Annotated in this window: 18 protein-coding genes; 5 read left to right on the forward strand and 13 right to left on the reverse strand. The window is 70.6% G+C overall.

Features of this window, described 5'->3' with window-relative positions; translation table 11 throughout:
- Positions 1-51: 51 nt before the first annotated feature.
- The 4 genes from BLW17_RS08780 to BLW17_RS08795 all read right to left on the reverse strand — a co-directional run bounded on the left by BLW17_RS08780 (position 52) and on the right by BLW17_RS08795 (position 5,172).
- Positions 52-2,634 carry a putative PEP-binding protein gene (locus BLW17_RS08780; RefSeq protein WP_052176273.1) on the reverse strand — a complete coding sequence of 861 codons (2,583 nt, stop codon included), beginning with the start codon at positions 2,632-2,634 and terminating at the stop codon, positions 52-54.
- Positions 2,635-2,704: 70 nt separating this feature from the next.
- A complete protein-coding gene (gene xth / locus BLW17_RS08785) occupies positions 2,705-3,493 on the reverse strand; it encodes an exodeoxyribonuclease III (protein ID WP_036732103.1) in 789 nt (262 codons plus the stop codon).
- A gap of 65 nt (positions 3,494-3,558) precedes the next feature.
- Positions 3,559-4,830, reverse strand: coding sequence for a hemolysin family protein (locus tag BLW17_RS08790; RefSeq protein ID WP_036701787.1), 1,272 nt, complete (start codon positions 4,828-4,830; stop codon positions 3,559-3,561).
- A gap of 6 nt (positions 4,831-4,836) precedes the next feature.
- Positions 4,837-5,172: a HesB/IscA family protein gene (locus tag BLW17_RS08795; RefSeq protein ID WP_036732100.1), complete on the reverse strand. Its 336-nt coding sequence runs from the start codon at positions 5,170-5,172 to the stop codon at positions 4,837-4,839.
- 146 nt (positions 5,173-5,318) lie between these two features.
- Here BLW17_RS08795 and BLW17_RS08800 point away from each other — a divergent pair, with 146 nt between their 5' ends.
- Complete coding sequence (locus tag BLW17_RS08800; protein WP_036732147.1) at positions 5,319-6,494, forward strand: deoxyguanosinetriphosphate triphosphohydrolase; 1,176 nt, start codon at positions 5,319-5,321, stop codon at positions 6,492-6,494.
- On the opposite strand, the gene BLW17_RS08805 is transcribed toward BLW17_RS08800, so the two are convergent.
- The 4 genes from BLW17_RS08805 to BLW17_RS08820 are packed head-to-tail and all read right to left on the reverse strand — an operon-like array spanning position 6,491 to position 11,343.
- Positions 6,491-7,468, reverse strand: coding sequence for a sulfotransferase (locus BLW17_RS08805; protein ID WP_074826434.1), 978 nt, complete (start codon positions 7,466-7,468; stop codon positions 6,491-6,493). The two genes, BLW17_RS08800 and BLW17_RS08805, sit on opposite strands and share 4 nt — an antisense overlap.
- Positions 7,468-8,829 carry a rhamnan synthesis F family protein gene (locus BLW17_RS08810; protein ID WP_139305962.1) on the reverse strand — a complete coding sequence of 454 codons (1,362 nt, stop codon included), beginning with the start codon at positions 8,827-8,829 and terminating at the stop codon, positions 7,468-7,470. The genes BLW17_RS08805 and BLW17_RS08810 overlap by 1 nt, the downstream gene beginning before the upstream one ends.
- Positions 8,829-9,713: a DMT family transporter gene (locus BLW17_RS08815; RefSeq protein WP_036732091.1), complete on the reverse strand. Its 885-nt coding sequence runs from the start codon at positions 9,711-9,713 to the stop codon at positions 8,829-8,831. Before BLW17_RS08815 ends, BLW17_RS08810 begins: the two co-directional genes overlap by 1 nt.
- A 31-nt stretch (positions 9,714-9,744) precedes the next feature.
- Complete coding sequence (locus BLW17_RS08820) at positions 9,745-11,343, reverse strand: peptide chain release factor 3 (protein WP_036732089.1); 1,599 nt, start codon at positions 11,341-11,343, stop codon at positions 9,745-9,747.
- Between the two features lie 288 nt (positions 11,344-11,631).
- Between BLW17_RS08820 and BLW17_RS18545 the strand changes: the two genes are divergently transcribed.
- Entirely contained in the window at positions 11,632-13,203 is a 1,572-nt protein-coding gene (locus BLW17_RS18545) for a Hint domain-containing protein (RefSeq protein ID WP_231572736.1), read from the forward strand.
- Positions 13,204-13,305: 102 nt separating this feature from the next.
- On the opposite strand, the gene BLW17_RS08830 is transcribed toward BLW17_RS18545, so the two are convergent.
- On the reverse strand, positions 13,306-14,058 hold the full coding sequence (locus BLW17_RS08830; protein WP_036710484.1) for an NAD kinase: 753 nt from the start codon (positions 14,056-14,058) through the stop codon (positions 13,306-13,308).
- Between the two features lie 194 nt (positions 14,059-14,252).
- Here BLW17_RS08830 and glyA point away from each other — a divergent pair, with 194 nt between their 5' ends.
- Positions 14,253-15,536: a serine hydroxymethyltransferase gene (gene glyA, locus BLW17_RS08835; protein WP_036732086.1), complete on the forward strand. Its 1,284-nt coding sequence runs from the start codon at positions 14,253-14,255 to the stop codon at positions 15,534-15,536.
- An 89-nt stretch (positions 15,537-15,625) separates the two neighbouring features.
- Here glyA and BLW17_RS18805 read toward each other — a convergent pair whose 3' ends face one another.
- Genes BLW17_RS18805 through exbB form a run of 3 tightly spaced genes read right to left on the reverse strand, consistent with a single transcriptional unit; the run spans position 15,626 to position 17,917 of the window.
- Positions 15,626-16,714 (reverse strand): TonB C-terminal domain-containing protein, encoded by a 1,089-nt coding sequence (locus BLW17_RS18805; protein WP_074826437.1) that lies wholly within the window; start codon positions 16,712-16,714, stop codon positions 15,626-15,628.
- The gene (gene exbD / locus BLW17_RS08845; protein ID WP_036735774.1) at positions 16,711-17,139 is read right to left on the reverse strand and encodes a TonB system transport protein ExbD; all 429 of its coding nucleotides are present in this window, start codon (positions 17,137-17,139) and stop codon (positions 16,711-16,713) included. The genes BLW17_RS18805 and exbD overlap by 4 nt, the downstream gene beginning before the upstream one ends.
- Positions 17,140-17,143: 4 nt before the next feature.
- Positions 17,144-17,917: a tonB-system energizer ExbB gene (gene exbB, locus BLW17_RS08850; protein WP_052176574.1), complete on the reverse strand. Its 774-nt coding sequence runs from the start codon at positions 17,915-17,917 to the stop codon at positions 17,144-17,146.
- A gap of 215 nt (positions 17,918-18,132) precedes the next feature.
- Between exbB and phbB the strand changes: the two genes are divergently transcribed.
- Both phbB and yddG read left to right on the forward strand, forming a co-directional pair.
- Positions 18,133-18,858 (forward strand): acetoacetyl-CoA reductase, encoded by a 726-nt coding sequence (gene phbB / locus BLW17_RS08855; RefSeq protein WP_036735776.1) that lies wholly within the window; start codon positions 18,133-18,135, stop codon positions 18,856-18,858.
- Between the two features lie 184 nt (positions 18,859-19,042).
- On the forward strand, positions 19,043-19,921 hold the full coding sequence (gene yddG / locus BLW17_RS08860) for an aromatic amino acid exporter YddG (protein WP_036735777.1): 879 nt from the start codon (positions 19,043-19,045) through the stop codon (positions 19,919-19,921).
- A 75-nt stretch (positions 19,922-19,996) separates the two neighbouring features.
- Here yddG and BLW17_RS08865 read toward each other — a convergent pair whose 3' ends face one another.
- Positions 19,997-20,161, reverse strand: coding sequence for a YdcH family protein (locus BLW17_RS08865; protein ID WP_074826440.1), 165 nt, complete (start codon positions 20,159-20,161; stop codon positions 19,997-19,999).
- Positions 20,162-20,178: the final 17 nt, after the last annotated feature.

A 20,178-nucleotide genomic window follows, 5' to 3' on the forward strand; every position in this document is an offset into this window, starting at 1 on the left:
GCCGACCGGAGTCGGTGGCTTCGGCGGGGTTTTGCGATTTTTCGCCGGGGATCATACCCCCGCGGGCGGCGCGGCAGAGTCCAATCCCGCCTCGGCGCGGCCCGAATCGGCCAGCCGGCGCAGGATCGTCTCTTGCGCCGCAGCGAGCCGCGCGACCGGCACGCGGAAGGGCGAACAGCTCACATAGTCGAGCCCGGCGCGCAGGCAGAACGCGATGGAATCGGCGTTGCCGCCATGCTCGCCGCACATCGAGACGGTGATGCCCGGCTTCTGCGCCCGTGCCCGCGCGGCGCCGATCATCACCAGCTCGCCCACTCCGTCCTGGTCGAGGATGTGGAAGGGGTCCTCGCTGAACACCCCCTGCCCGACATACGAGTTCATGAACCGCGCCGCGTCGTCGCGCGACAGGCCATAGGTCATCTGCGTGAGGTCGTTGGTCCCGAAGGACAGGAAGCTGCAATGGGCGGCGATCTCGCCCGCCCGCAGGGCGGCGCGCGGCGTCTCGACCATCACCCCCAGGCGATAGGCGAACTCGGCGCGCTTCTCGGCTCGGACGGCGGCGGCGACGCTTTCGATGCGGTGGCGGATCAGCTCGACCTCGCGCATGGCGCTGACCAGCGGGATCATGATCTCGGGGACCACGCCCTCGCCCTGCCGCCCGGCCTCGATCGCGGCCTCGAAGATGGCGCGGGCCTGCATCTCGTAGATCTCGGGCACGGTGATCCCGAGCCGCACCCCGCGCATCCCCAGCATGGGGTTGTACTCGCTCAGCGCCTCGACCCGGCGCACCACGTCCGACAGCGGCAGGTCGAGCGATTCCGCCAGCTCGCGCATCCCCTCGCGGTCGTGGGGCAGGAACTCGTGCAGCGGCGGGTCGAACAGGCGGATGGTGACGGGATAGCCGTCCATGATGCGGAACAGGTTGGTGAAGTCCGCCCGCTGCATCGGCAGCAGCCGGTCCAGCGCCACGCGCCGGTCCTCGGGGCGGTCGGCGAAGATCATCTCGCGCATCGCCGGCAGGCGGTTCTCCTCGAAGAACATGTGCTCGGTGCGGCAGAGGCCGATGCCCTGCGCCCCGAACATCCGGGCGGTGCGGGCGTCCTCGGGCGTGTCGGCGTTGGCGCGCACCCCCATCTCGCGCGCGGCGTCGGCCCAGTCGAGAAGCTGGGTGAAGCTGTCGTCGAGCGCCGGTTCCAGCATCTCGGCGGCGCCGGCCAGCACCTCGCCCGAGGTGCCGTCGATGGTGATCTCTTCGCCCTCGCGGAAGCTGCGGGTGCCCGCGCGCATGACCCGGGCGCGCACGTCGATGTGGATGCCCGCGGCGCTGACGATGCAGGGGAGGCCGAGCCCGCGGGCGATCACCGCGGCATGGCTCGACATCCCCCCGCGCTCGGTCAGGACGGCGACCGAGGCGTGCATCCCGCGGATGTCCTCGGGCAGTGTCTCGCGGCGGACCAGCACGGCGGCCTCGCCGCGAGCGGCGGCCGCCTGGGCGGCGGCGGCGGAAAAGACGATGCGGCCGGTGGCGGCGCCGGGGCTGGCCGCCATGCCACGGGTAATGAGGTCGCGCGGCGCGCGCGGATCGACCTGGTGGTGCAGCAATTCGGCCAGCGCGCGGGGCTGGACCCGCATCAGCGCCTGATCGGGCGGGATGATCCCGTCGCGGGCCAGCGCCACCGCGATGCGGACCGCGGCGCGCGACGAGCGCTGGACGCGGATCGCGTCTATGATCGACAGCACCCCGTCGGCGACGACGAACTCGATCTGCATCTCTTCGCGCAGCCGCTCGCGGGCGGCGACGCCGAAGCGGACCAGATCGGCAAAGACCTCGGGCGCGGCTTCCTCGAGCGAGGGGCCGCGGGCGTCGCGGGTGAGATAGATCGACCCCGCGTCGCGGCCGACCGCGCGGCCCTGGGTCTGGCCGCGGAAGCGGCCGGTGATGCGGGGCGTGCCGGTGACGCTGTCGATGAACTGGATCGAGCCCGAGCCGGTGACCCCCGGCCCCAGCGCCAGCGCCATGTCCTGCACCACCAACCCCAGCGGCGCGTCGGCCGGCGCGCCCTTGGCCTGCCGCAGAAGCCGCGCGGTCGGCCCGTCCCAGGCCCGCGCCATCGAGCGCAGCACCTCGCCCAGCTGCCGGGCGGGGTCCTGCGGGAAGGGCTCGTCGGTCTCGTCCTGATAGGCGTCGAGCACCTCGGCCAGCGACGCCGCCGGGTCCGAGAACATGTCCGGGTCCAGCCGCGCGACGTGGATCGCATAGGACTGCACGAAGCCGCGGTAGAGCGCATCCGCCGCCTCGGCCCCCAGCCGCTCGGTGAGCTGGCGGTGGCAGGCGTCGTTCAGCCCGATGTTGAGGATGGTGCTCGGCCCGCCCCATTCGGGGTCCATCGCCGAGGGACGCACCCCCATCAGCCCGCCGCCCTCGGCGATCAGCCGCCCCAGCTCGGCCTCGGGAAGCGAGCGTCCCGCGGCGATGGCGCGCACGACGCTGGCCGGGATGGCCCGGCTGCGCGGCACCGGCAGGTCCATGCGGATCAGCCGCTGCAGGCACTTGGCGCGCCAGCCGTGCACCGTCGCCGACACCGGCGCAGAGGGGGTGATCTCGACGAACTGGCTGAAATCGGCGGGGTTCATGGCCCGCGACCCTAAGCCCGGTTTCGCGGATGCTGCAAGAGCGAAGGCCGCCCCGGCCCCGCGCGTCGGGTCAGGCGTCGATCTCGACCCAGACCGGCACGTGGTCGGACGGCTTCTCGGTCGCGCGCTGGTCGCGGTCCACGCCCGCATCCCGCATCAGGTCGGCGGCCTGCGGGCTCAGCAGCAGATGGTCGATGCGGATGCCGTTGTCACGCTCCCACGCCTGGCGCTGATAGTCCCAGAAGGTGAAGGGCCCGCGCGTCCCGTGCGGATCGCGGATGCGCAGCGCGTCGGTCCAGCCCTGGTTGACGATGCGGCGAAAGGCCGCGCGCGTCTCGGGCAGGAACAGCGCGTCCTCGACCCAGCGCTCGGGGTGGGCGGCGTCGCGCGGCTCGGGAATGACGTTGTAGTCGCCCAGCATCACCACCGGCGCCTCGGTGTCGAGCAGGGCGGCGGCGCGGGCGCGCAGACGCTCCATCCAGGCGAGCTTGTAGTCGTATTTCGGCCCCGGCGCCGGGTTGCCGTTCGGCAGGTAAAGCCCGGCCACGGTCACCGCGTGGCGCGCGCCCATCACCTCGGCCTCGATCCAGCGCGCCTGCTCGTCGCCGTCGTCGCCGGGCAGGCCGCGCCGCACATCCTCGACCGGCAGCCGCGAGAGCAGCGCGACGCCGTTCCAGCTTTTCTGCCCGTGGGTCCAGACCTGCCAGCCGAGATCCTCGATCATCTCGGCGGGGAAGCCCTCGTCCACGGTCTTGATCTCCTGCAACACCACCACGTCGGGCTGCGCCTCGGGCAGCCAGGCGGTCAGCTGTGCGATCCGCGCCTTGACACCGTTGATGTTGAAGCTGGCGATCTTCACGGCTCTGATCCCTCGGGCTGGATCCATATATCCCGGGGTCCGGGGCAGCGCCCCGGTCCGGCGGCTCAGTTTTCGGCAGCAGGCGCCGTGACGATCAGCCGGTCGATCCGCATCGCGTCCATGTCCGCGACCTCGACCGTCCAGCCCTCGTGGGTGAAGACGTCGCCGGTGCGCGGGATGCGGTTGATGATCGACAGCACCATCCCGGCGACGGTGTGGAAATCCCCGTCCGGCACCGGGAACCCCGTCTCGCCGGCGAACTCGTCGGCGCTCTCGCTGCCCGCGACCAGCCACGAGCCGTCGGCGCGGCGGACCACGTCGGGCTCTTCGCCCTCGGCGTCGACGAAATCGCCGGTGATCGCCTCAAGCAGGTCCATCGCGGTGATGATGCCCTGAAAATGCCCGTATTCGTCATAGACGAGCACCATGCGCGAGGGCGTCACGCGCATCACCTCGATCACCGACAGCGCGTCGGCGGCGTCGAGCACGGTGGGCGCCTCGCGCATCAGCGCGCGCAGGTCGGGCGCCTCGACCCCGATCAGGTCGCGCAGCGCCACCACGCCCAGGATCTCGTCGGCCGAGCCCTCGGTGACCGGCAGGCGCGAGAACCGGGCGGCCCGCGCCTTCTCGATCACCACCTCGGGCGGGTCGGTGACGTCCACCGTCTCGACATCGCGGCGCGGGGTCATCATCGCCGCCGCCGTCCGGTCGGCGACCCGCATGACCCCCGCGATCATCCCCCGCTCACCCTCGAGCAGGACGCCCGCCTGGGTGGCCTCGGTCAGCGTCATGCGGACCTCTTCGTCGGTGATGGCGCGGTCGGACTGGTCGCGCACCCCGATCAGGTGCAGCACCAGCCGCGCGGTGGTGTCGAGAAACCACACCAGCGGCGTGCCGATCCGCGCCAGCATCCGCATCGAGGGCGCGACGCGGGCCGCGATCCGCTCGGGGTTGGACATGGCGATCTGCTTGGGGACCAGCTCGCCCACGATCACCGAAAGCGCCGTGATGGCGGTGACGACAAGGAACACGCCCAGCGTCTGGGCCACGCCGAAGGGCATCCCGGCCCGGACCAGCGCGCCCGCCGCCCGCGCGCCCAGTGTCGCGCCCGAGACCGCGCCGGTCAGCACGCCGACGAGGGTGATGCCGATCTGCACCGAGGACAGGAACTTGCCCGGCTGTTCCAGCAGGCCCAGCGCCACCTGCGCGCCGCGGTCGCCCTTTTCGGCCATGCTCGCCAGCCGCGCGGGACGCGAGCTGACCACCGCCAGCTCGGACATCGACAGCACGCCGTTGGCCACGGTCAAGAGGACGATCAGCAGGATCTCGAAGATCATGGCGGGTCAGATCGAGAAGGACGTGCCGCACCCGCACGAGGCGCTCGCATTCGGGTTGTCGATGGTGAAGCGCGCCCCGATCAGCTCGTCCGACCAGTCGATCGTGGCCCCGGCGAGGAACGGCAGCGACACCGGGTCCACGACCACGCGCTGCCCCGCCTCTTCCAGCACCAGATCGTCCGGCGCGGGCGCGTCCATGCGGATGTCGTACTGAAAGCCCGAGCAGCCGCCACCGGCCACCGCCACCCGCAGGGCGGGCACCGCACCGTCACCCGAACTACCGGCGTTGATCTCGGCCAGCCGCGCAAAGGCGCGGGGCGTGACCTTGGGGGGCAGGTTCATGGGGCGTTCCCGTTTCGTGTCCTGATCACGAACTATAGGTTCGCAAGGCACGTCCCGCAAGGAACCCGCCCCGAAAGGCCCGCCGCCGCATGGTCCCCGCTTCGCCGCCCCGCCGGCACCCGACTGCCCCCGACCCCGCGGCCGAGATGGCCGTGGCCCGTCCCGGCGGCCTCGCCCCCTTCGCCTGCCGCCCGCAGGCCAGCCGCGGCCGCCGCCACCCGGAGGAGCTGTCCACCTTCCGCTCGCCCTGGCAGCGCGACCGCGACCGGATCATCCACTCGTCGGCCTTTCGCCGGCTCAAGCACAAGACGCAGGTGTTCGTCGAACAGGACGGCGACGGGTATCGTGGCGACTATTACCGTACCCGGCTGACCCACACGATCGAGGTGGCGCAGGTCGCCCGCACCATCGCCGCGGCGCTCGGGCTCGACACCGATCTGGCCGAGGCGGTGGCGCTGGCCCACGACCTCGGCCACCCGCCCTTCGGCCACACCGGCGAGGATGCGCTCGCCGCCCTCATGGCGCCATACGGCGGCTTCGACCACAACGCCCAGGCGCTGAGGATCGTGACCCGGCTGGAACGCCACTACGCCGGCTTCGACGGCCTCAACCTGACGTGGGAAACGCTCGAGGGCATCGCCAAGCACAACGGCCCGGTGCCCGCCCCCTGGCCCTGGGCGCTGGCCGAGGTCAACGCCGACTGGAACCTGCGGCTCGACACCCATGCCAGCGCCGAGGCGCAGGTGGCGGCGGTGGCCGACGACATCGCCTATAACCACCACGACCTGCACGACGGCCTGCGCGCCGGGCTCTTCACCGAGGCCGACCTGTCCGAGCTGCCGCTGGTCGGCCCGGCGCTGGCCGAGGTGGACCGGCTGCACCCGGGCCTCGACCCGATGCGGCGCCGGCACGAGGCGCTGCGCCGGGTGTTCGGGGTGATGGTCGAGGACGTGATCGCCGTCGCCCGCGGGCGGCTGTCCGCGGCCGCCCCCGCGGACGTCGAGGCGATCCGGGCGATGGACGGCCCGGTGATCCGCTTCTCCAAGCCGCTCTACCAGAACCTAAAGGCGATCAAGGGGTTCCTGTTCACCCGCATGTACCGCGCGGAAACGGTGATGGAGGAACGCGCCAGCGTCACCGCGATGCTGAACACGCTGTTCCCGATGCTGATGGACGACCCGCGGCTGATGCCCGTGGAATGGCAGGACGAGATGGCCGCGGCCTCGGATACCACCCGGCGGGCGCGGGTGGTGCTGGATTACGTCGCCGGGATGACGGATCGGTTTGCGATTTCGGAATACGGGCGGCTGACGGGGGGTTAGGCGGCGCGGCGCCGTTCCTGCCGCCCATGGCGTTGAAAATGAACCACCGGATTCACGCCCGCATTGAGTACGTCGGGATAGCGCAGCAGATAGGCGAACGGCTCGAACAGCTGTCCATCGACGACAGCGCCTGTCCGAGGCAAGTCGAAACGGCGCAATATCCTGTCGGCGCGCCCGGACATGTCGTCCCACTGGTCGCCGAGCCGCACCCGCGCGACCGGATCGCAGATGAACGGCGCCGCCAGTCGCGTCGCGTTCAATATCCGTGTCTGCAGGCCGCTGGACAGCACCCGGTCGAACTCGATCACCTTGGCGAGGTCCATACCATCCGATGTGACATTCTCGAACCGGCTGCGCTTCTGGCGGCGCGTAAACTGGCGTCCGGCAGCAAACAGACCCAAAACCTTCATCCAGGCGTCCTCGCGGCCCACCATCTCTTCGAAAGGCACGAAAAGCGTGTCGGGTGACCCCAGATGGGCGATCGCACCTAGGAAATACGACAGATAGCGCGAGGTGAGCTCGTTGAAATTGCGCTCGACCGCAGCCTTGGGGTCAAGCTTCGGCGACAGACGCTTTGCCATCGACACGAAGACAGCGCGGGGGTCGCGATGGATCACGACCGCCTTGTCGATGAACGGCGCGCGCGCGCGCACGACGCCCAGCCGTTCCATGTATTTCGGAGTCTTGTCAAAGAACGGACCTTGATGATCCGGAAATGCCGCACGGCAAACGGTGTCATAAAAGCCGGAAAAATCCTTCGATGCCGCGTCGGCGCGAACCTGTTCGGAAATCGACCAGCCGCCCGGAAGCATGTCCCAGTAGGGTTTCAGCGTACGGAAGTCCTGCGGAGACGCAGCCAGCAGGACACCGCACTCGAACCCGGAGGCGTAGCCGTTGGCCCGAAAGATATCGGACAGGAGTGTCGTTCCCCCGCGTTCATAGCCGCATAGCAGAACATGCGGCACTGCGGCCATCACAGATACCCCCGCATGAACGCCGCCCGCTTCCAGCCGATCAGCGTATCGCCCCCATAGGGACGGTCCATCAACGCGCGGCGCAACTCGGACCTTTCGATAGGGGCAAGCTCTCCTGCCAGCATGTCCACATCTGCCAAGTTGAACATGCCGCGGTACATCCCGTCCAGCTTGATGATCGGCAGCCCCATCCGCAGCAGCACCACCGCGTTCTGGTGGATCTGGCTGCCTTCCATGAACACTTCGCCCAGATAAGCGGCGATCAGAGAGCGACTGCGTTCGGGATCGAACTTGCTGACGTCCTTCAGCAGCCCGCGGATATAATCCACCATGTCCTCATAACCGGACACGAAAGCGCGTTCCTCCAATTCTTGAACGGTGGTTTCGACGATCACGCCGCCTCCCTTTGCCCCGGCCCCGGCCGCGATCTCGTGCAGTGGGACCAAGTGGCGCGCCCGGATATAGTCCATCAGGCCAATCGGCGATATCCTTTTCCATCCGGTCGCACTGTAATAACCGTTCCGCCCATGGCGAATGCTGAAATCCAGCAGATGGTCGTCCTCGGCAAGCTTGGCCACATAGTTTTCCGAGCTGTATAGTGCAGTGAACTGCGCCGGCGAGGACACCAGACGGCGCAGCAGGCGGGACAACTTCATCTCTCCGTTCCTGATGACCGCCGGACGGACATCGGTCAGGCGGTATTCCCTCCAGTATTTCTGGAACCTGGGATTGCGCAGGATACTGCCGTCCATCGCGATGCAGAACGAGCCGAGGTGATGTTCGATCTCGAAATTCTCGGTCGCTCCCAGCACTTCAACCGGGCTGTCCATCATGTCGCGCAGAAAGGCGGGGGTGCGTGTCTGGCTGAAATAGACGCTGTCGTTCAGCATCAGCAGGCGGGGACAGTCAGCGCACCAGCCGCGGTCGGAGATGTGCAGAAAACCGGTTCGATAGCTTCCGAAGTCGCGGCCGAAATTGGGCCGCTCGATATAGCAGTCGACGACCTCTTTCAGGGCCTCGATCTCGTCTGTTTGCAGCCGCAGCGTGTTCACCGCGACGATGTGCAGATCAAGCGCCCTTGCCGCCCGCAGCATCCGCCAGACATCCGGCCTGACCCGCCCCTTCTGGTACAGCGCCAGCAGCATCGCCGGCCGGCCGTCGTAAGGTCGGTCAAAGATAACCTGATCCGGTTTTCCGCGCGCGCGCCACCAGCTTAGGGTAGATTGCGCATTGACCGCGGCACGAGCGAACGGAAACAGCAGTCGGTCACGGATTTCTCGCAGCATCGGAATTCGCGGTTTGATAAAGTTGTCGCCGTGTAGAGTAGACATCCCTAAGGTTGCAAGCTGAAATCCGCTCATCACCGCAGAAAGATCAGCGCCATTCCGGCGGCGGCGATGAGGGCGCCGGCCCAGCTGGCGGCGCTGGGGCGTTCGCCGGTCACCGCCCACAGCACCGGCAGGATCGCGACCGGGGACAGCGCCGACAGGGTCGAGACGATCCCGACCTTGCCGCCCTGTAGCGCGAACAGCAGCAGCGTCATGCCGACGACCATGGCGATCACGCCCGAGGCCGCGATCTGCGCCGTCATCCGCGGCCCCGGCCGCGCCTCGATCCGCGCCACCGGCAGGCGCAGCGCCATCAGCGCCGCAAGACAGGCGACCGCCGCCGCGACCCGGATCAGCGAGCCCGCAAACGGGTCCATCCCCGCCGCCATCGCCGGCCGCGCGATCATCGACCCCGCCGCCTGACCGAAGGCCGCGAGCAGCCCCAGCGCCACGCCCGTCCCGACCCGGCCGCGCACGGCCTCGAAGTCGCTCGCCCCGCCGCGGCCGAGGACGCAGATCGCCACCCCGACCGAGCAGAGCGCGACGCCCGCCACGCCCTGCGCCGAGAGCGTCTCGCCCAGCACCATCCAGCCCAGCACCGCCGCAATCGGCGCGTTCATCGCAAACAGCGCCCCGGTGCGGCGCGGCCCGAGCCGGCGCAAGGCAAAGAACAGCAGCGTGTCGCCGCCGAAGATGCCGATCAGCCCCGACAACAGCATCGGCGGCAGCAGCGCCGCGTCGATCCCGCGCCAGCGGCCCGTCGCCAGCACCAGCGCCAGCAGGACGCCGGTGACGATCCCCTGCCGGATCAGATTGAAGCCGAAGGGCCCCAGCGCCCGGACCGGCCCCGCCGACAGCAGCCCCGTCACCGCCCAGCAGATCGCGGCCCCGAGCGCGGCGAGTTCGTGGATGGGCATCGGGCGCTCCGGTCGCGCGGCGGGATGAGGGTTAGACCATCATCTCCTTGGTCGCCGTCAGCTTCAGCTCGGGGTGGTCGCGCACCACGCGGTCGATGTCCCACTGCAGGCGCGTCAGGTAAACCGTGTCGCCGTCGTGGTCGGTCGCCATGTGCTGCTTGTTGGTCGCGGCGAAGCGGTCCACCGCCTCGCGCTCACCCGACACCCAGCGGGCCGAGGTGAACTGCGACGGCTCGAAGCGCACCGGCAGGCCGTATTCCTGCTCGATCCGGCTGGCCAGCACCTCGAACTGCAACGCGCCCACGACGCCGACGATGAAGCCCGAGCCGATCATCGGCTTGAAGACCTTGGCCGCGCCCTCTTCGGCGAACTGCATCAGCGCCTTTTCCAGGTGCTTGGCCTTCATCGGGTCGCCCGCCCGCACGGTCTGCAACAGCTCGGGGGCGAAGGACGGGATGCCGGTGAAGCGCAGCCCCTCGCCCTCGGTCAACGCGTCGCCGATGCGCAGCTGGCCGTGGTTCGGGATGCCGATGATGTCGCCGGCCCAGGCCTCTTCGGCCAGCTCGCGGTCGGCGGCGAGGAACAGCACCGGGTTCGACACCGCCATCGGCTTCTTCGAGCGGACGTGCAGCAGCTTCATCCCGCGCTCGAAATGCCCCGAGGCGAGGCGGACGAAGGCCACCCGGTCGCGGTGCTTGGGGTCCATGTTGGCCTGCACCTTGAAGACGAAGCCGGTGACCGGCGTCTCCTCCGGCGCGATCTGGCGCTCGGCGGCGGTCTGGGGCTGCGGCTCGGGGCCGAACTCGCCGATCCCGGCCATCAGTTCGCGCACGCCGAAGCTGTTGATCGCGCTGCCGAACCAGATCGGGGTCATGTGGCCTTCAAGGAACGCCTTGCGGTCGAAGGCGGGCAGAAGCTCGCGCGCCATCTCGATTTCCTCGCGCAGCTGCGCGAGCTGGCCCGCCGGGATGTGCTCGGCCAGCTTCGGGTCGTCGAGCCCCGCGATCTGCACCGTCTCGGCCACCCGGTTGCGGTCGGCGCGGTCCATCAGCTCGAGCCGGTCGTGCAGCAGGTCGTAGCACCCGAGGAAGTCACGCCCCATCCCGATCGGCCAGCTGGCCGGCGCCACGTCGATGGCGAGGTTTTCCTGGATCTCGTCGATGATCTCGAAGGTGTCGCGGCTCTCGCGGTCCATCTTGTTGCAGAAGGTCAGGATCGGCAGGTCGCGCAGCCGGCAGACCTCGAAGAGCTTGCGGGTCTGGCTTTCCACCCCCTTGGCGCCGTCGATCACCATGATCGCGGCATCGACCGCGGTCAGGGTGCGATAGGTGTCCTCGGAGAAGTCCGAGTGGCCGGGCGTGTCCACGAGGTTGAAGCGGTAGGCCCCGAAATCGAAGCTCATCGCCGAGGCCGAAACCGAGATGCCGCGCTCCTGCTCCATCTTCATGTAGTCCGAGCGCGTGCGCCGCGCCTCGCCCTTGGCGCGGACCTGTCCCGCCATCTGGATGGCGCCGCCGAACAGCAGGAACTTTTCGGTCAGCGTGGTCTTGCCGGCGTCGGGATGCGAGATGATCGCAAAGGTCCGGCGGCGGGCGATTTCGGGCGGCAGTTGGGGGCGGTTGTCCAGCATGGGGCGGCTTTAGCCGAGCCCGGACCGCGCGGCAACGGCCCCGTCCGCGACGACGCCCCGCGACCGTATCGTCGGCGCAGACGGCGCGCCCGACGGCCCGGTGGCCGGAATACTCGCCCCGCGGTTGTCGCGACCGGCCAGATTTGCTATGTGTCCCGTTGAGCGCCAACCTTTGTTCTCAGCGTGGGCTGGACGTCGTCCTGCCCATCAAAGGCTTATTTTCCCGGGAAATCGGTGCCTCTCCAGTCCGCCGACCGTCATGCGGGTCGGCCCGATGAGGAAGACATCATGGCCAAGCTTTACATCGTCAACAATCCGTCCACCTACACCGGCCCCGTGCCGACAGGCTTCACCCTGCACGCGCCGGGTGACATCTGGCTGCGCAACGGCGACGAGGTGATCCTGTCGAACACGCTGTCCAGCAGCGTCAACTTTCGTCCCGAACGCGGGTATGCGCAGTCCGAGGCCGATCCCGTGGTGTCGCTCGAGCAGGGCCGGCACGGCGCTTACAACGTGACCACACAAGTGTGGCCGGCACGCGAGGACCTGTCGCTGCAGATCCGGGTGCCCGACGACACCGACGCGCGCAGCGTCAACATCTCTGCCAGCGGGACCGACGGCAGCGACATCACCGTGGGCAGCAATTCGTCGATCGGCAACGTGACGGGCGGCGACGATTCCGGCGACAACGACAGGCTGATCGTGGGCGATGGGTCGTCGGTCGGCACCGTCAACATGGGCAGCGGCAACAACAGTGTCGTCATCGGGTCCAACGCCACCGTACGGGGCGCCATCGCGATGGGCAGCGGGGCCGACACGGTCGAGATCGGCAGCCACAGCGTCGTTCAAGGCAACATCAATGCCGGCGATGGCGCCAACTACCTGCTGGTCGGCGACAACGTCACGCTGAACGGCGCGTCCGACGCGATTACCACCGGGTCTGGCAACGACCGGGTGTTCCTGGGCGATGGCGTCGTCGCGCCCAATCGCATCTTCACCGGGCCGGGCAGCGACACGGTCGGCGCGTCGACGGGCAACTTCACGGTCGACATGGGCATCGGACTGCCCAACGACGACCAGTTGATCATCACCGCCAGCCCCGGCGGGCTGGGGGACCTGACCAACGCGCTGGCGGCCAGTTTCACCTACGACCCAACCTCGGAGCGGTACTACGGCGGGCCGAACCAGACGTTCACCTACGGCGGCATCACCTACAGGAACATCGATTTCATCGTGGCGGCCCCCTATTGCTTCGCCGCCGGCACGATGATCGAGACGGACCGCGGCGCGGTCGCCGTCGAGGCGCTGGCCGAGGGTGACCTCGTCGTGACCCGCGACAACGGGCTGCAGCCGATCCGCTGGATCGGGTCGCGCAGCCTCTCGGCCCGTGAGCTCGCCGGGAACGAGAAGCTGCGCCCGATCCGCATCCGCGCCGGCGCCCTGGGGCACGGGGTTCCGGCCGCCGATCTGCTGGTCAGCCCGCAGCACCGGGTGCTCGTCCGCTCGAAGATCGCGCAGAAGATGTTCGGGACCGACGAGGTTCTGGTTGCCGCCAAGCAACTCTGCCAGATCAACGGGATCGACGTCGCCCATGATCTGGCGGCGGTCGTCTATTACCACCTGCTGTTCGACCGGCACGAGGTGGTGATCTCGAACGGGGCGGAAACCGAAAGCCTGTTCACCGGACCCGAGGCGCTGAAGTCGATCGGCCCGGCCGCGCTGGCCGAGATCCTGACGCTGTTCCCCGAACTCGCGGGCCGCGACTACCGGCCCGCCGCGGCGCGGACGCTCGCCTCGGGCCGGTTGGGCCGGAAGCTGGCGGTGCGCCACGGGCAGAATGCCAAGCCGCTGGTGAGCTGACGCCGCCCGCCGCGGGTCGTCGGCCGGCGGTTGTGGCGTGTGGCGCCTGAAGCTGCGGCGTCTGTCTCGCGGGACGCCGCCTTACCCCAGCCGCAAGCCGCGTCAGACGAACTGCTCGCGCATCAGCCGTTCCTCCATCCCGTGGCCCTTGTCGAACAGGATGCGGTGGGCGATGCGCGGCTCGGACCGGATCTCGACCCACAGCACCCGCTCGACCTGGCGCGAGTCGGCGTCGGCCATCACCGGGCGCTTGCGCGGGTCGAGCACGTCGAAGCGCACCACCCCCGATTTGGGCAGGATCGCCCCCCGCCAGCGGCGCGGGCGGAAGGGGGCGATGGCGGTCAGCGCCAGCACGTCCGAGCCGAGCGGCAGGATCGGCCCGCCGGCCGAGTAGTTGTAGGCGGTCGAGCCCGCGGGGGTCGAGAGCAGGGCGCCGTCCGCGACCAGCTCCTCCATCCGCACCCGGCCGTCGACGCTGATCTGCAGCTTGGCCGCCTGCGGGCCGGCGCGCAGCAGGCTCACCTCGTTGATGGCGAGCGCCCGGTGCTCGGCCCCGTCGGGCGCGCCCGCGACCATCGACAGCGGGTTGATGACGGTCACCTCCGCCCCGGCGATGCGGGCGGGCAGGTTGTCCTCGGCATAGTCGTTCATCAGGAAGCCGACGGTGCCGCGGTTCATCCCGTAGACCGGTCGCCCGAGGTTCTGACGCAGCACCGACAGCATCTGCCCGTCGCCGCCCAGCGCCACCACGACGTCGGCCCGCGCCACCGGGGCCTGCCCGTAGCGGTCCATCAGCCGGCCCAGGGCGGACAGCGCGATGTCGGTATCGCTGGCGGTGAAATGGATCGCGGTCATGGGCCCAGAGCTTGCACCCCCGCCCCCCGATGGCAAGGCCCGGCCGCCCCCGGTGTCGCCGCGTCCGGGCGCTTGGGTCCGGCAGCCGCCAAGGCCGCGACGCGAATCTGCCACCGCGATGTCGCCTGCGTTCTGGCAAGCCCCGCGCAAAGCGGCTAACACCCATCCGCACACCTCGCCCGCGGAGAGCCCCGATGACCGACAGCGCCTTTTTCACCGAAGTCCTCGCCGACCGTGACCCCGAGATCGCCGAGGCGATCCGCCAGGAACTCGGCCGCCAGCGCGACGAGATCGAGCTGATCGCCTCCGAGAACATCGTCTCGAGGGCCGTGCTCGAGGCGCAGGGGTCGGTGCTGACGAACAAATATGCCGAGGGCTACCCGGGCAAGCGCTACTACGGCGGCTGCCAGTACGTCGACATCGCCGAAACGCTGGCGATCGAGCGTGCCAAGCAGCTCTTCGGCTGCGAATTCGCCAACGTCCAGCCGAACTCGGGCAGCCAGATGAACCAGGCGGTGTTCCTGGCGCTGCTGCAGCCGGGCGACACGTTCATGGGCCTCGACCTCAACTCGGGCGGGCACCTGACGCACGGCTCGCCGGTGAACATGAGCGGCAAGTGGTTCAACGTGGTCAGCTACGGCGTGCGCCAGCAGGACCAGCGGCTCGACATGGAGGAGATCCGCCGCAAGGCCGTCGAGTCGAAGCCGAAGCTGATCGTGGCCGGCGGCACCGCGTACAGCCGCGTCTGGGACTGGGCCGAGTTCCGCAAGATCGCCGACGAGGTCGGGGCCTATCTGATGGTCGACATGGCCCATATCGCCGGTCTCGTCGCGGGCGGCGCGCATCCCTCGCCGCTGCCCCATGCCCATGTGGTGACCACGACCACGCACAAGTCGCTGCGCGGCCCGCGCGGCGGCATGATCCTCACGAACGACGCCGAGATCGCCAAGAAGATCAACTCGGCCGTGTTCCCCGGCCTGCAGGGCGGTCCGCTGATGCACGTCATCGCCGCCAAGGCCGTGGCCTTCCGTGAGGCGCTGGACCCGTCCTTCAAGGACTATGCCGCGCAGGTCGTGAAGAACGCGCAGGCGATGGCCGACGAGCTGATGAAGGGCGGCATCGACATCGTGTCGGGCGGCACCGACAACCACCTGTGCCTCGCCGACCTGCGGCCCAAGGGCGTGACCGGCAAGGCGACCGAGGCCGCGCTGGGCCGCGCCCACATCACCTGCAACAAGAACGGCGTGCCGTTCGACCCGGAAAAGCCCTTCGTCACCTCGGGCATCCGCCTCGGCGCGCCTGCGGGGACGACCCGCGGGTTCAAGGAGGACGAGTTCCGCCAGATCGCCCGCTGGATCGTCGAGGTCGTCGACGGGCTGGCCGCCCACGGCGAGGACGGCAATGCCGAGACCGAGTCCAAGGTCCGCGCCGAGGTCGAGGCGCTCTGCCGCCGCTTCCCGCTTTACGAAGGGATGTGAGCGGGCGGCGCCTGAGCCGCTGGAGCGGCGCCTGCGGCCGGCTATTTGAACCAGAATGAAACAGGGGCCGCAGCTTCGGGCTGCGGCCCTCAGCGCATCTGGATGGTGACCGGCAGGGTCGCCTGAAACGGGCGGCCGTCCGGGGGCGCGCCGAGGCGGGGCATCCGCGCCGCCTGCCGCCCCAGCGCCGCATCGACGCGCGGATCGCCCGAGCCGCGGCTGAGCCGCGCGCGTGTCGCGCCGGAGGGGTCCACCGTCACCACCACCTCGGCGCTGACCGTGCCCCGCGCACCCGTAGCGGGCGTCCGGGCCATGTGACGCCGAACCTTCTCCCCCGCCGAGCGCTGCCAAGCCTGCATGGCGTCTGCCGAGGCGCGGCCGGTCCCCTGCCCCCGCTGCCCCTGCCCCTGCTGCTCCTGCCCCGCCGCCCCGGTTCGCTGCCCCGTTGCGCTTGGGGCTGCCGACGGCGTCCGCGCCGCCTCGGCGGCGGGGGCCGCGCGGGATGGGGTGGCCGCACGGCGGGGCTCGCGCGGCTGGCGGGCGGCGGGGGTCTCGGCAGGCGGGGGGGGCGCGGCGCTCTCGATGCGGGGCCGGTCGGAGGCCGCCTGCGCCGCCGCCCGGGCCGCGATATGGGCGGGACGCGCGGGCGGGGCGGGGACGGGACGCGGCAGCCACGCCGCCGGATCGGGGGGCGGGAGCTGCGGGGCGAGGCTTGGCACCGGCGTCGGTGCAGGCGACTCGGGCGGGATGGGCGCGGGCCGTGGGGATCCGGGCGCAGGCGCGGCGACGGGCGGCGCGGGCGCGTCGGGCGGTGCGAGGGGCGCTTCGGGGGTGGCCACAGGCTCGACGGGGGAAGCCTCCTCGGGCTCGGGGGCGGGCAAACTCTCCGGTGCCGCCGCCGCTTCGGCAGTCGAAGGGGCCTCGGGCACCGCAGAAGCCTCCTGCCCCGACACCACACCCCCGTCCATCGCCCCGCCCGGCGCGGCGAGGCCCGGCACCTCGGCCTCGGGCGGCGCCAGCTCGATCTCGATCGCCTCGGGCAGCGCCGGCAGCGGCGGCGGCGCGTGGCGCAGCGCCCAGGCCCCGGCAGCGAGGTGCCCTGCCGCGACCAGCGCCGCCGCCGCCGCCCAGCCCCCCGCGCGCAGGCCCGCGCCGTCGCGCGCCACCGCGCCGCTCACGGCGCCGCCGCCCCGCTGTCCAGCCCCACGAGCGCGATGCGCAGGTAGCCTGCGTCGCGCAGGCGGTTCATCACCTCCATCAGCGCGCCGTACGCCACCGCCCGGTCGGCGCGCAGGAAGATGCGCGCGTCGCGGTCGCCGCCGGTGGCCGCGTCCAGCGCCGCGCCCAGCGCCTCGGGCGCCACGGCGGCCTCGCCCAGCCGCAGCGACAGGTCGGGGCCGACCGTCAGCCACAGCGGCGCCTCGGGCCGGGCCGCGGGCGGCGCGTTCGACGCCGGCAGGTCGACCGCCACGTCCACCGTCGCCAGCGGCGCCGCCACCATGAAGATGATGAGCAGCACCAGCATCACGTCGATGAAGGGCGTCACGTTGATCTCGTGCGCCTCGGGCAGGTCGTCGTCGTCCCGGAAGAACCCGCCCGCCATCGGCTCAGACCCGAAGGCCCGCGGCGGCGCGGTCGAGGTCGCGGCTCACCAGCCGCTCGACCGCCGCCCCCGTCTCGGCCAGCCGCAGCCGGTAGCCGCCGATGGCGCGGGCCAAGCCGTTGTAGATCACCACCGCCGGGATCGCCGCGACGAGGCCCAGCGCGGTGGCCAGCAGCGCCTCGGCAATCCCCGGCGCCACCACGGCGAGGTTGGTGGTCTGCGCCCGCGAGATGCCGATGAAGCTGTTCATGATCCCCCAGACGGTCCCGAACAGCCCGACGAAGGGCGCCGTCGCCCCGATCGTGGCCAGCAGCCCGGTGCCGCGCGCCATCTCGCGCCCCGCCCGCGCCTGCACCTGCGCCAGATGCGAGGCGACGCGGGCCCGCACCCCCTCGCCCGCCCCGAAACCGGTGCCCTCGGCCGAGCGGTTCAGCTCGCGCGCCGCGGCCCGCAGCATCCGGGCGTCGGGCGCGGGCGCCTCGGCCCCGGCGAGGGCGGCGCGCAGGCTCTCGGCCGCCTCGATCCGCGCGGCCCCGCGGCGCAGCGCGGCGCTGGCGCGGGCCAGCTCGGCCAGCTTCACCACCAGCACCGTCCAGGTGACGACCGAGGCGAGCGCGAGGCCCAGCATCACCCCCTGCACCACCGGGTCGGCCTGCCGGAACATCCCCAGCGGCGACAGGTCATGCGGCAGGCTGGCCAGCGCGCCCTCCTGCGCCCGGGCGGGCAGGGCCATCAGCAGCGCGGCCATCGGCAGCGGCAGGCAGCGGGCAACGGTCATCGGTCGGTCCTGTCTGGCAGATCGCGCGGCGTCCGTCCTATTTTTTGCGCAGCCCCCAGGCAACCCGGCGCGCCGCGTCGGGCCCGGAAAAGCCCTTGCCTGCGGCCGCACGTGACGTCGCCGCCCCACCCCGCCGAGGGGGCCTTGCGTAACAATCTTTCTCAACGTAGGTCTTGAACGTAATAGCATTTCACAATCTGGGTGAGGAGATAACGATGGCGAAAGTGGCACTTGTGACCGGCGGGTCGCGCGGGATCGGCGCGGCCATTTCCAAGGCGCTGAAAGAGGCGGGCTATGAGGTCGCGGCGAACTATGCCGGCAACGACGAGGCGGCCAAGGCCTTCACCGAGGAAACCGGCATCAAGACCTACAAGTGGTCGGTCGCCGACTATGACGCCTGCGCCGCCGGCATCAAGCAGGTCGAGGCCGAGCTGGGCCCGGTCGACGTGCTGGTGAACAACGCCGGCATCACGCGCGACGGCATGTTCCACAAGATGACTCCGCAGCAGTGGAAAGAGGTCATCGACACCAACCTCACCGGGGTCTTCAACATGACCCACGGGGTCTGGAACGGGATGCGCGACCGCAAGTTCGGGCGGGTCATCAACATCTCGTCGGTGAACGGGCAGAAGGGCCAGGCGGGCCAGGCCAACTATTCCGCCGCCAAGGCCGGCGACATCGGGTTCACCCGCGCGCTGGCGCAGGAAGGGGCGCGGGCCGGGATCACCGTCAACGTCGTCGCACCGGGCTATATCGGCACCGAGATGGTCCGCGCCATCGACGAGAAGGTGCTGAACGAGCGCATCATCCCGCAGATCCCCGTCGGCCGCCTGGGCGAGCCGGAAGAGATCGCGCGCTGCGTCGTGTTCCTCGCCTCGGACGACGCGGGGTTCATCTCGGGATCGACGATCAGCGCCAACGGGGCGCAGTTCTTCGGCTGATCGCTGAACCTGGACGGGTCCGCGGGCGCGGGCCTGTCCATCGGGGCGACGGTGTGTTTGGCAGCGCCGTTGCTGATCCGGTGACGGACCCCGGGCCGGTAGCCGACTGTGCGCGGCCCCTTGACGGCACCCCACGCGGCGAGACAGGCAGCCCCGTACGTCACCGCTGCCGAAAGCCCCGCCCATGCTTCCCTCGACCCGCGCCACGCTCATCGGCGCCCTCGCCGTCGCGCTCTGGTCGGGGCTCGCGCTTCTCACCGTCGCCACGGCGCCCATGCCGCCGTTCCTGCTCTGCGCGGCGAGCTTTGCCATCGCCGGGCTGGCGGGGCTGGGCTGGATCGCGGCCGGGCCGGGGTTCGGGGTGCTCGCGGGCGTTCCGCTGCGGGCCTATGTCGTCGGCACCGCCGGGCTCTTCGGCTTTCACGCGCTCTATTTCTCGGCCCTGCGCCTCGCCCCGCCGGCCGAGGCCGGGCTGATTTCCTATCTCTGGCCGCTGTTCATCGTCCTCGGCTCGGGGTTGCTGCCGGGTGAGCGGCTGCGCCCCGCCCATGTCGCCGGGGCCGCGCTGGCCTTTGCCGGGGCGGCGCTGCTGCTGGCGCCGAGCGGGCACGGGACCGCGGGCGCCGGGGTGCTGACCGGCTACGGGCTCGCGTTTCTCTGCGCGCTGACCTGGGCGGCCTATTCGCTCGCCTCGCGGCGGCTGGCGGCGGTGCCGACCGCGGCGGTGGCGGTCAACTGCCTCGCCACCGCAGCGCTGGCCGGGCTGGCGCATCTGGCGCTCGAGACGCCGGCCGCCCCAGCCACCCCGGCGGGCTGGCTCGCGGTGCTGGGGCTGGGGCTGGGGCCGGTGGGCCTCGCCTTCTTCGCCTGGGACGCGGGCGTGAAGCGCGGCAACATCCAGCTGCTCGGCACGCTCTCCTATGCCGCGCCGCTCGCCTCGACCCTGTGGCTGGTGCTGGCCGGCCGGGCGCAGGCGTCGGCGACGCTGGGGATTGCCGCCGCGCTGATCACCGCGGGGGCCGCACTCGCGGCCGCGGGCGGGCGGCGGCGGCGCGCGCGCTGAATGCGGACGGCCCGCAGAGTGCTCTGCGGGCCGCCGTGCGACATCATCATGGGGGTCGTCCCCCGGCTGTCCCGGTCAGTGGGTCAGCCGCTCGATCTCTTCCTTCAGTCGCAGCTTTTCCTTCTTCATCGCGGCGATCGCCAGATCGTCCGATCCGGGCAGACGCTGGGCGCGCTCGACCTCGTCCGACAGGTGCTGATGCTTCTTTCGCAATTCGACGAGGTGCGACTGAACCGACATGAAAGATCTCCTGTTCT

The organism is Paracoccus sanguinis, from assembly GCF_900106665.1.
Taxonomy (GTDB): domain Bacteria; phylum Pseudomonadota; class Alphaproteobacteria; order Rhodobacterales; family Rhodobacteraceae; genus Paracoccus; species Paracoccus panacisoli.

Excerpts from the sequence above, each read along its gene's own strand:
- BLW17_RS08810 (WP_139305962.1), bottom strand. The coding sequence starts at position 8,829 with ATGAGCGGATTTCAGCTTGCAACCTTAGGGATGTCTACTCTACACGGC.
- BLW17_RS08820 (WP_036732089.1), bottom strand. The coding sequence starts at position 11,343 with ATGCTGGACAACCGCCCCCAACTGCCGCCCGAAATCGCCCGCCGCCGG.
- yddG (WP_036735777.1), top strand. The coding sequence starts at position 19,043 with ATGCTTCCCTCGACCCGCGCCACGCTCATCGGCGCCCTCGCCGTCGCG.
- phbB (WP_036735776.1), top strand. The coding sequence starts at position 18,133 with ATGGCGAAAGTGGCACTTGTGACCGGCGGGTCGCGCGGGATCGGCGCG.
- BLW17_RS08795 (WP_036732100.1), bottom strand. The coding sequence starts at position 5,172 with ATGAACCTGCCCCCCAAGGTCACGCCCCGCGCCTTTGCGCGGCTGGCC.
- BLW17_RS08780 (WP_052176273.1), bottom strand. The coding sequence starts at position 2,634 with ATGAACCCCGCCGATTTCAGCCAGTTCGTCGAGATCACCCCCTCTGCG.
- BLW17_RS08830 (WP_036710484.1), bottom strand. The coding sequence starts at position 14,058 with ATGACCGCGATCCATTTCACCGCCAGCGATACCGACATCGCGCTGTCC.
- exbD (WP_036735774.1), bottom strand. The coding sequence starts at position 17,139 with ATGGCGGGCGGGTTCTTCCGGGACGACGACGACCTGCCCGAGGCGCAC.
- BLW17_RS08805 (WP_074826434.1), bottom strand. The coding sequence starts at position 7,468 with ATGGCCGCAGTGCCGCATGTTCTGCTATGCGGCTATGAACGCGGGGGA.
- BLW17_RS08815 (WP_036732091.1), bottom strand. The coding sequence starts at position 9,713 with ATGCCCATCCACGAACTCGCCGCGCTCGGGGCCGCGATCTGCTGGGCG.
- exbB (WP_052176574.1), bottom strand. The coding sequence starts at position 17,917 with ATGACCGTTGCCCGCTGCCTGCCGCTGCCGATGGCCGCGCTGCTGATG.
- BLW17_RS08790 (WP_036701787.1), bottom strand. The coding sequence starts at position 4,830 with ATGATCTTCGAGATCCTGCTGATCGTCCTCTTGACCGTGGCCAACGGC.
- BLW17_RS08865 (WP_074826440.1), bottom strand. The coding sequence starts at position 20,161 with ATGTCGGTTCAGTCGCACCTCGTCGAATTGCGAAAGAAGCATCAGCAC.
- BLW17_RS08800 (WP_036732147.1), top strand. The coding sequence starts at position 5,319 with ATGGCCGTGGCCCGTCCCGGCGGCCTCGCCCCCTTCGCCTGCCGCCCG.
- glyA (WP_036732086.1), top strand. The coding sequence starts at position 14,253 with ATGACCGACAGCGCCTTTTTCACCGAAGTCCTCGCCGACCGTGACCCC.
- BLW17_RS18545 (WP_231572736.1), top strand. The coding sequence starts at position 11,632 with ATGGCCAAGCTTTACATCGTCAACAATCCGTCCACCTACACCGGCCCC.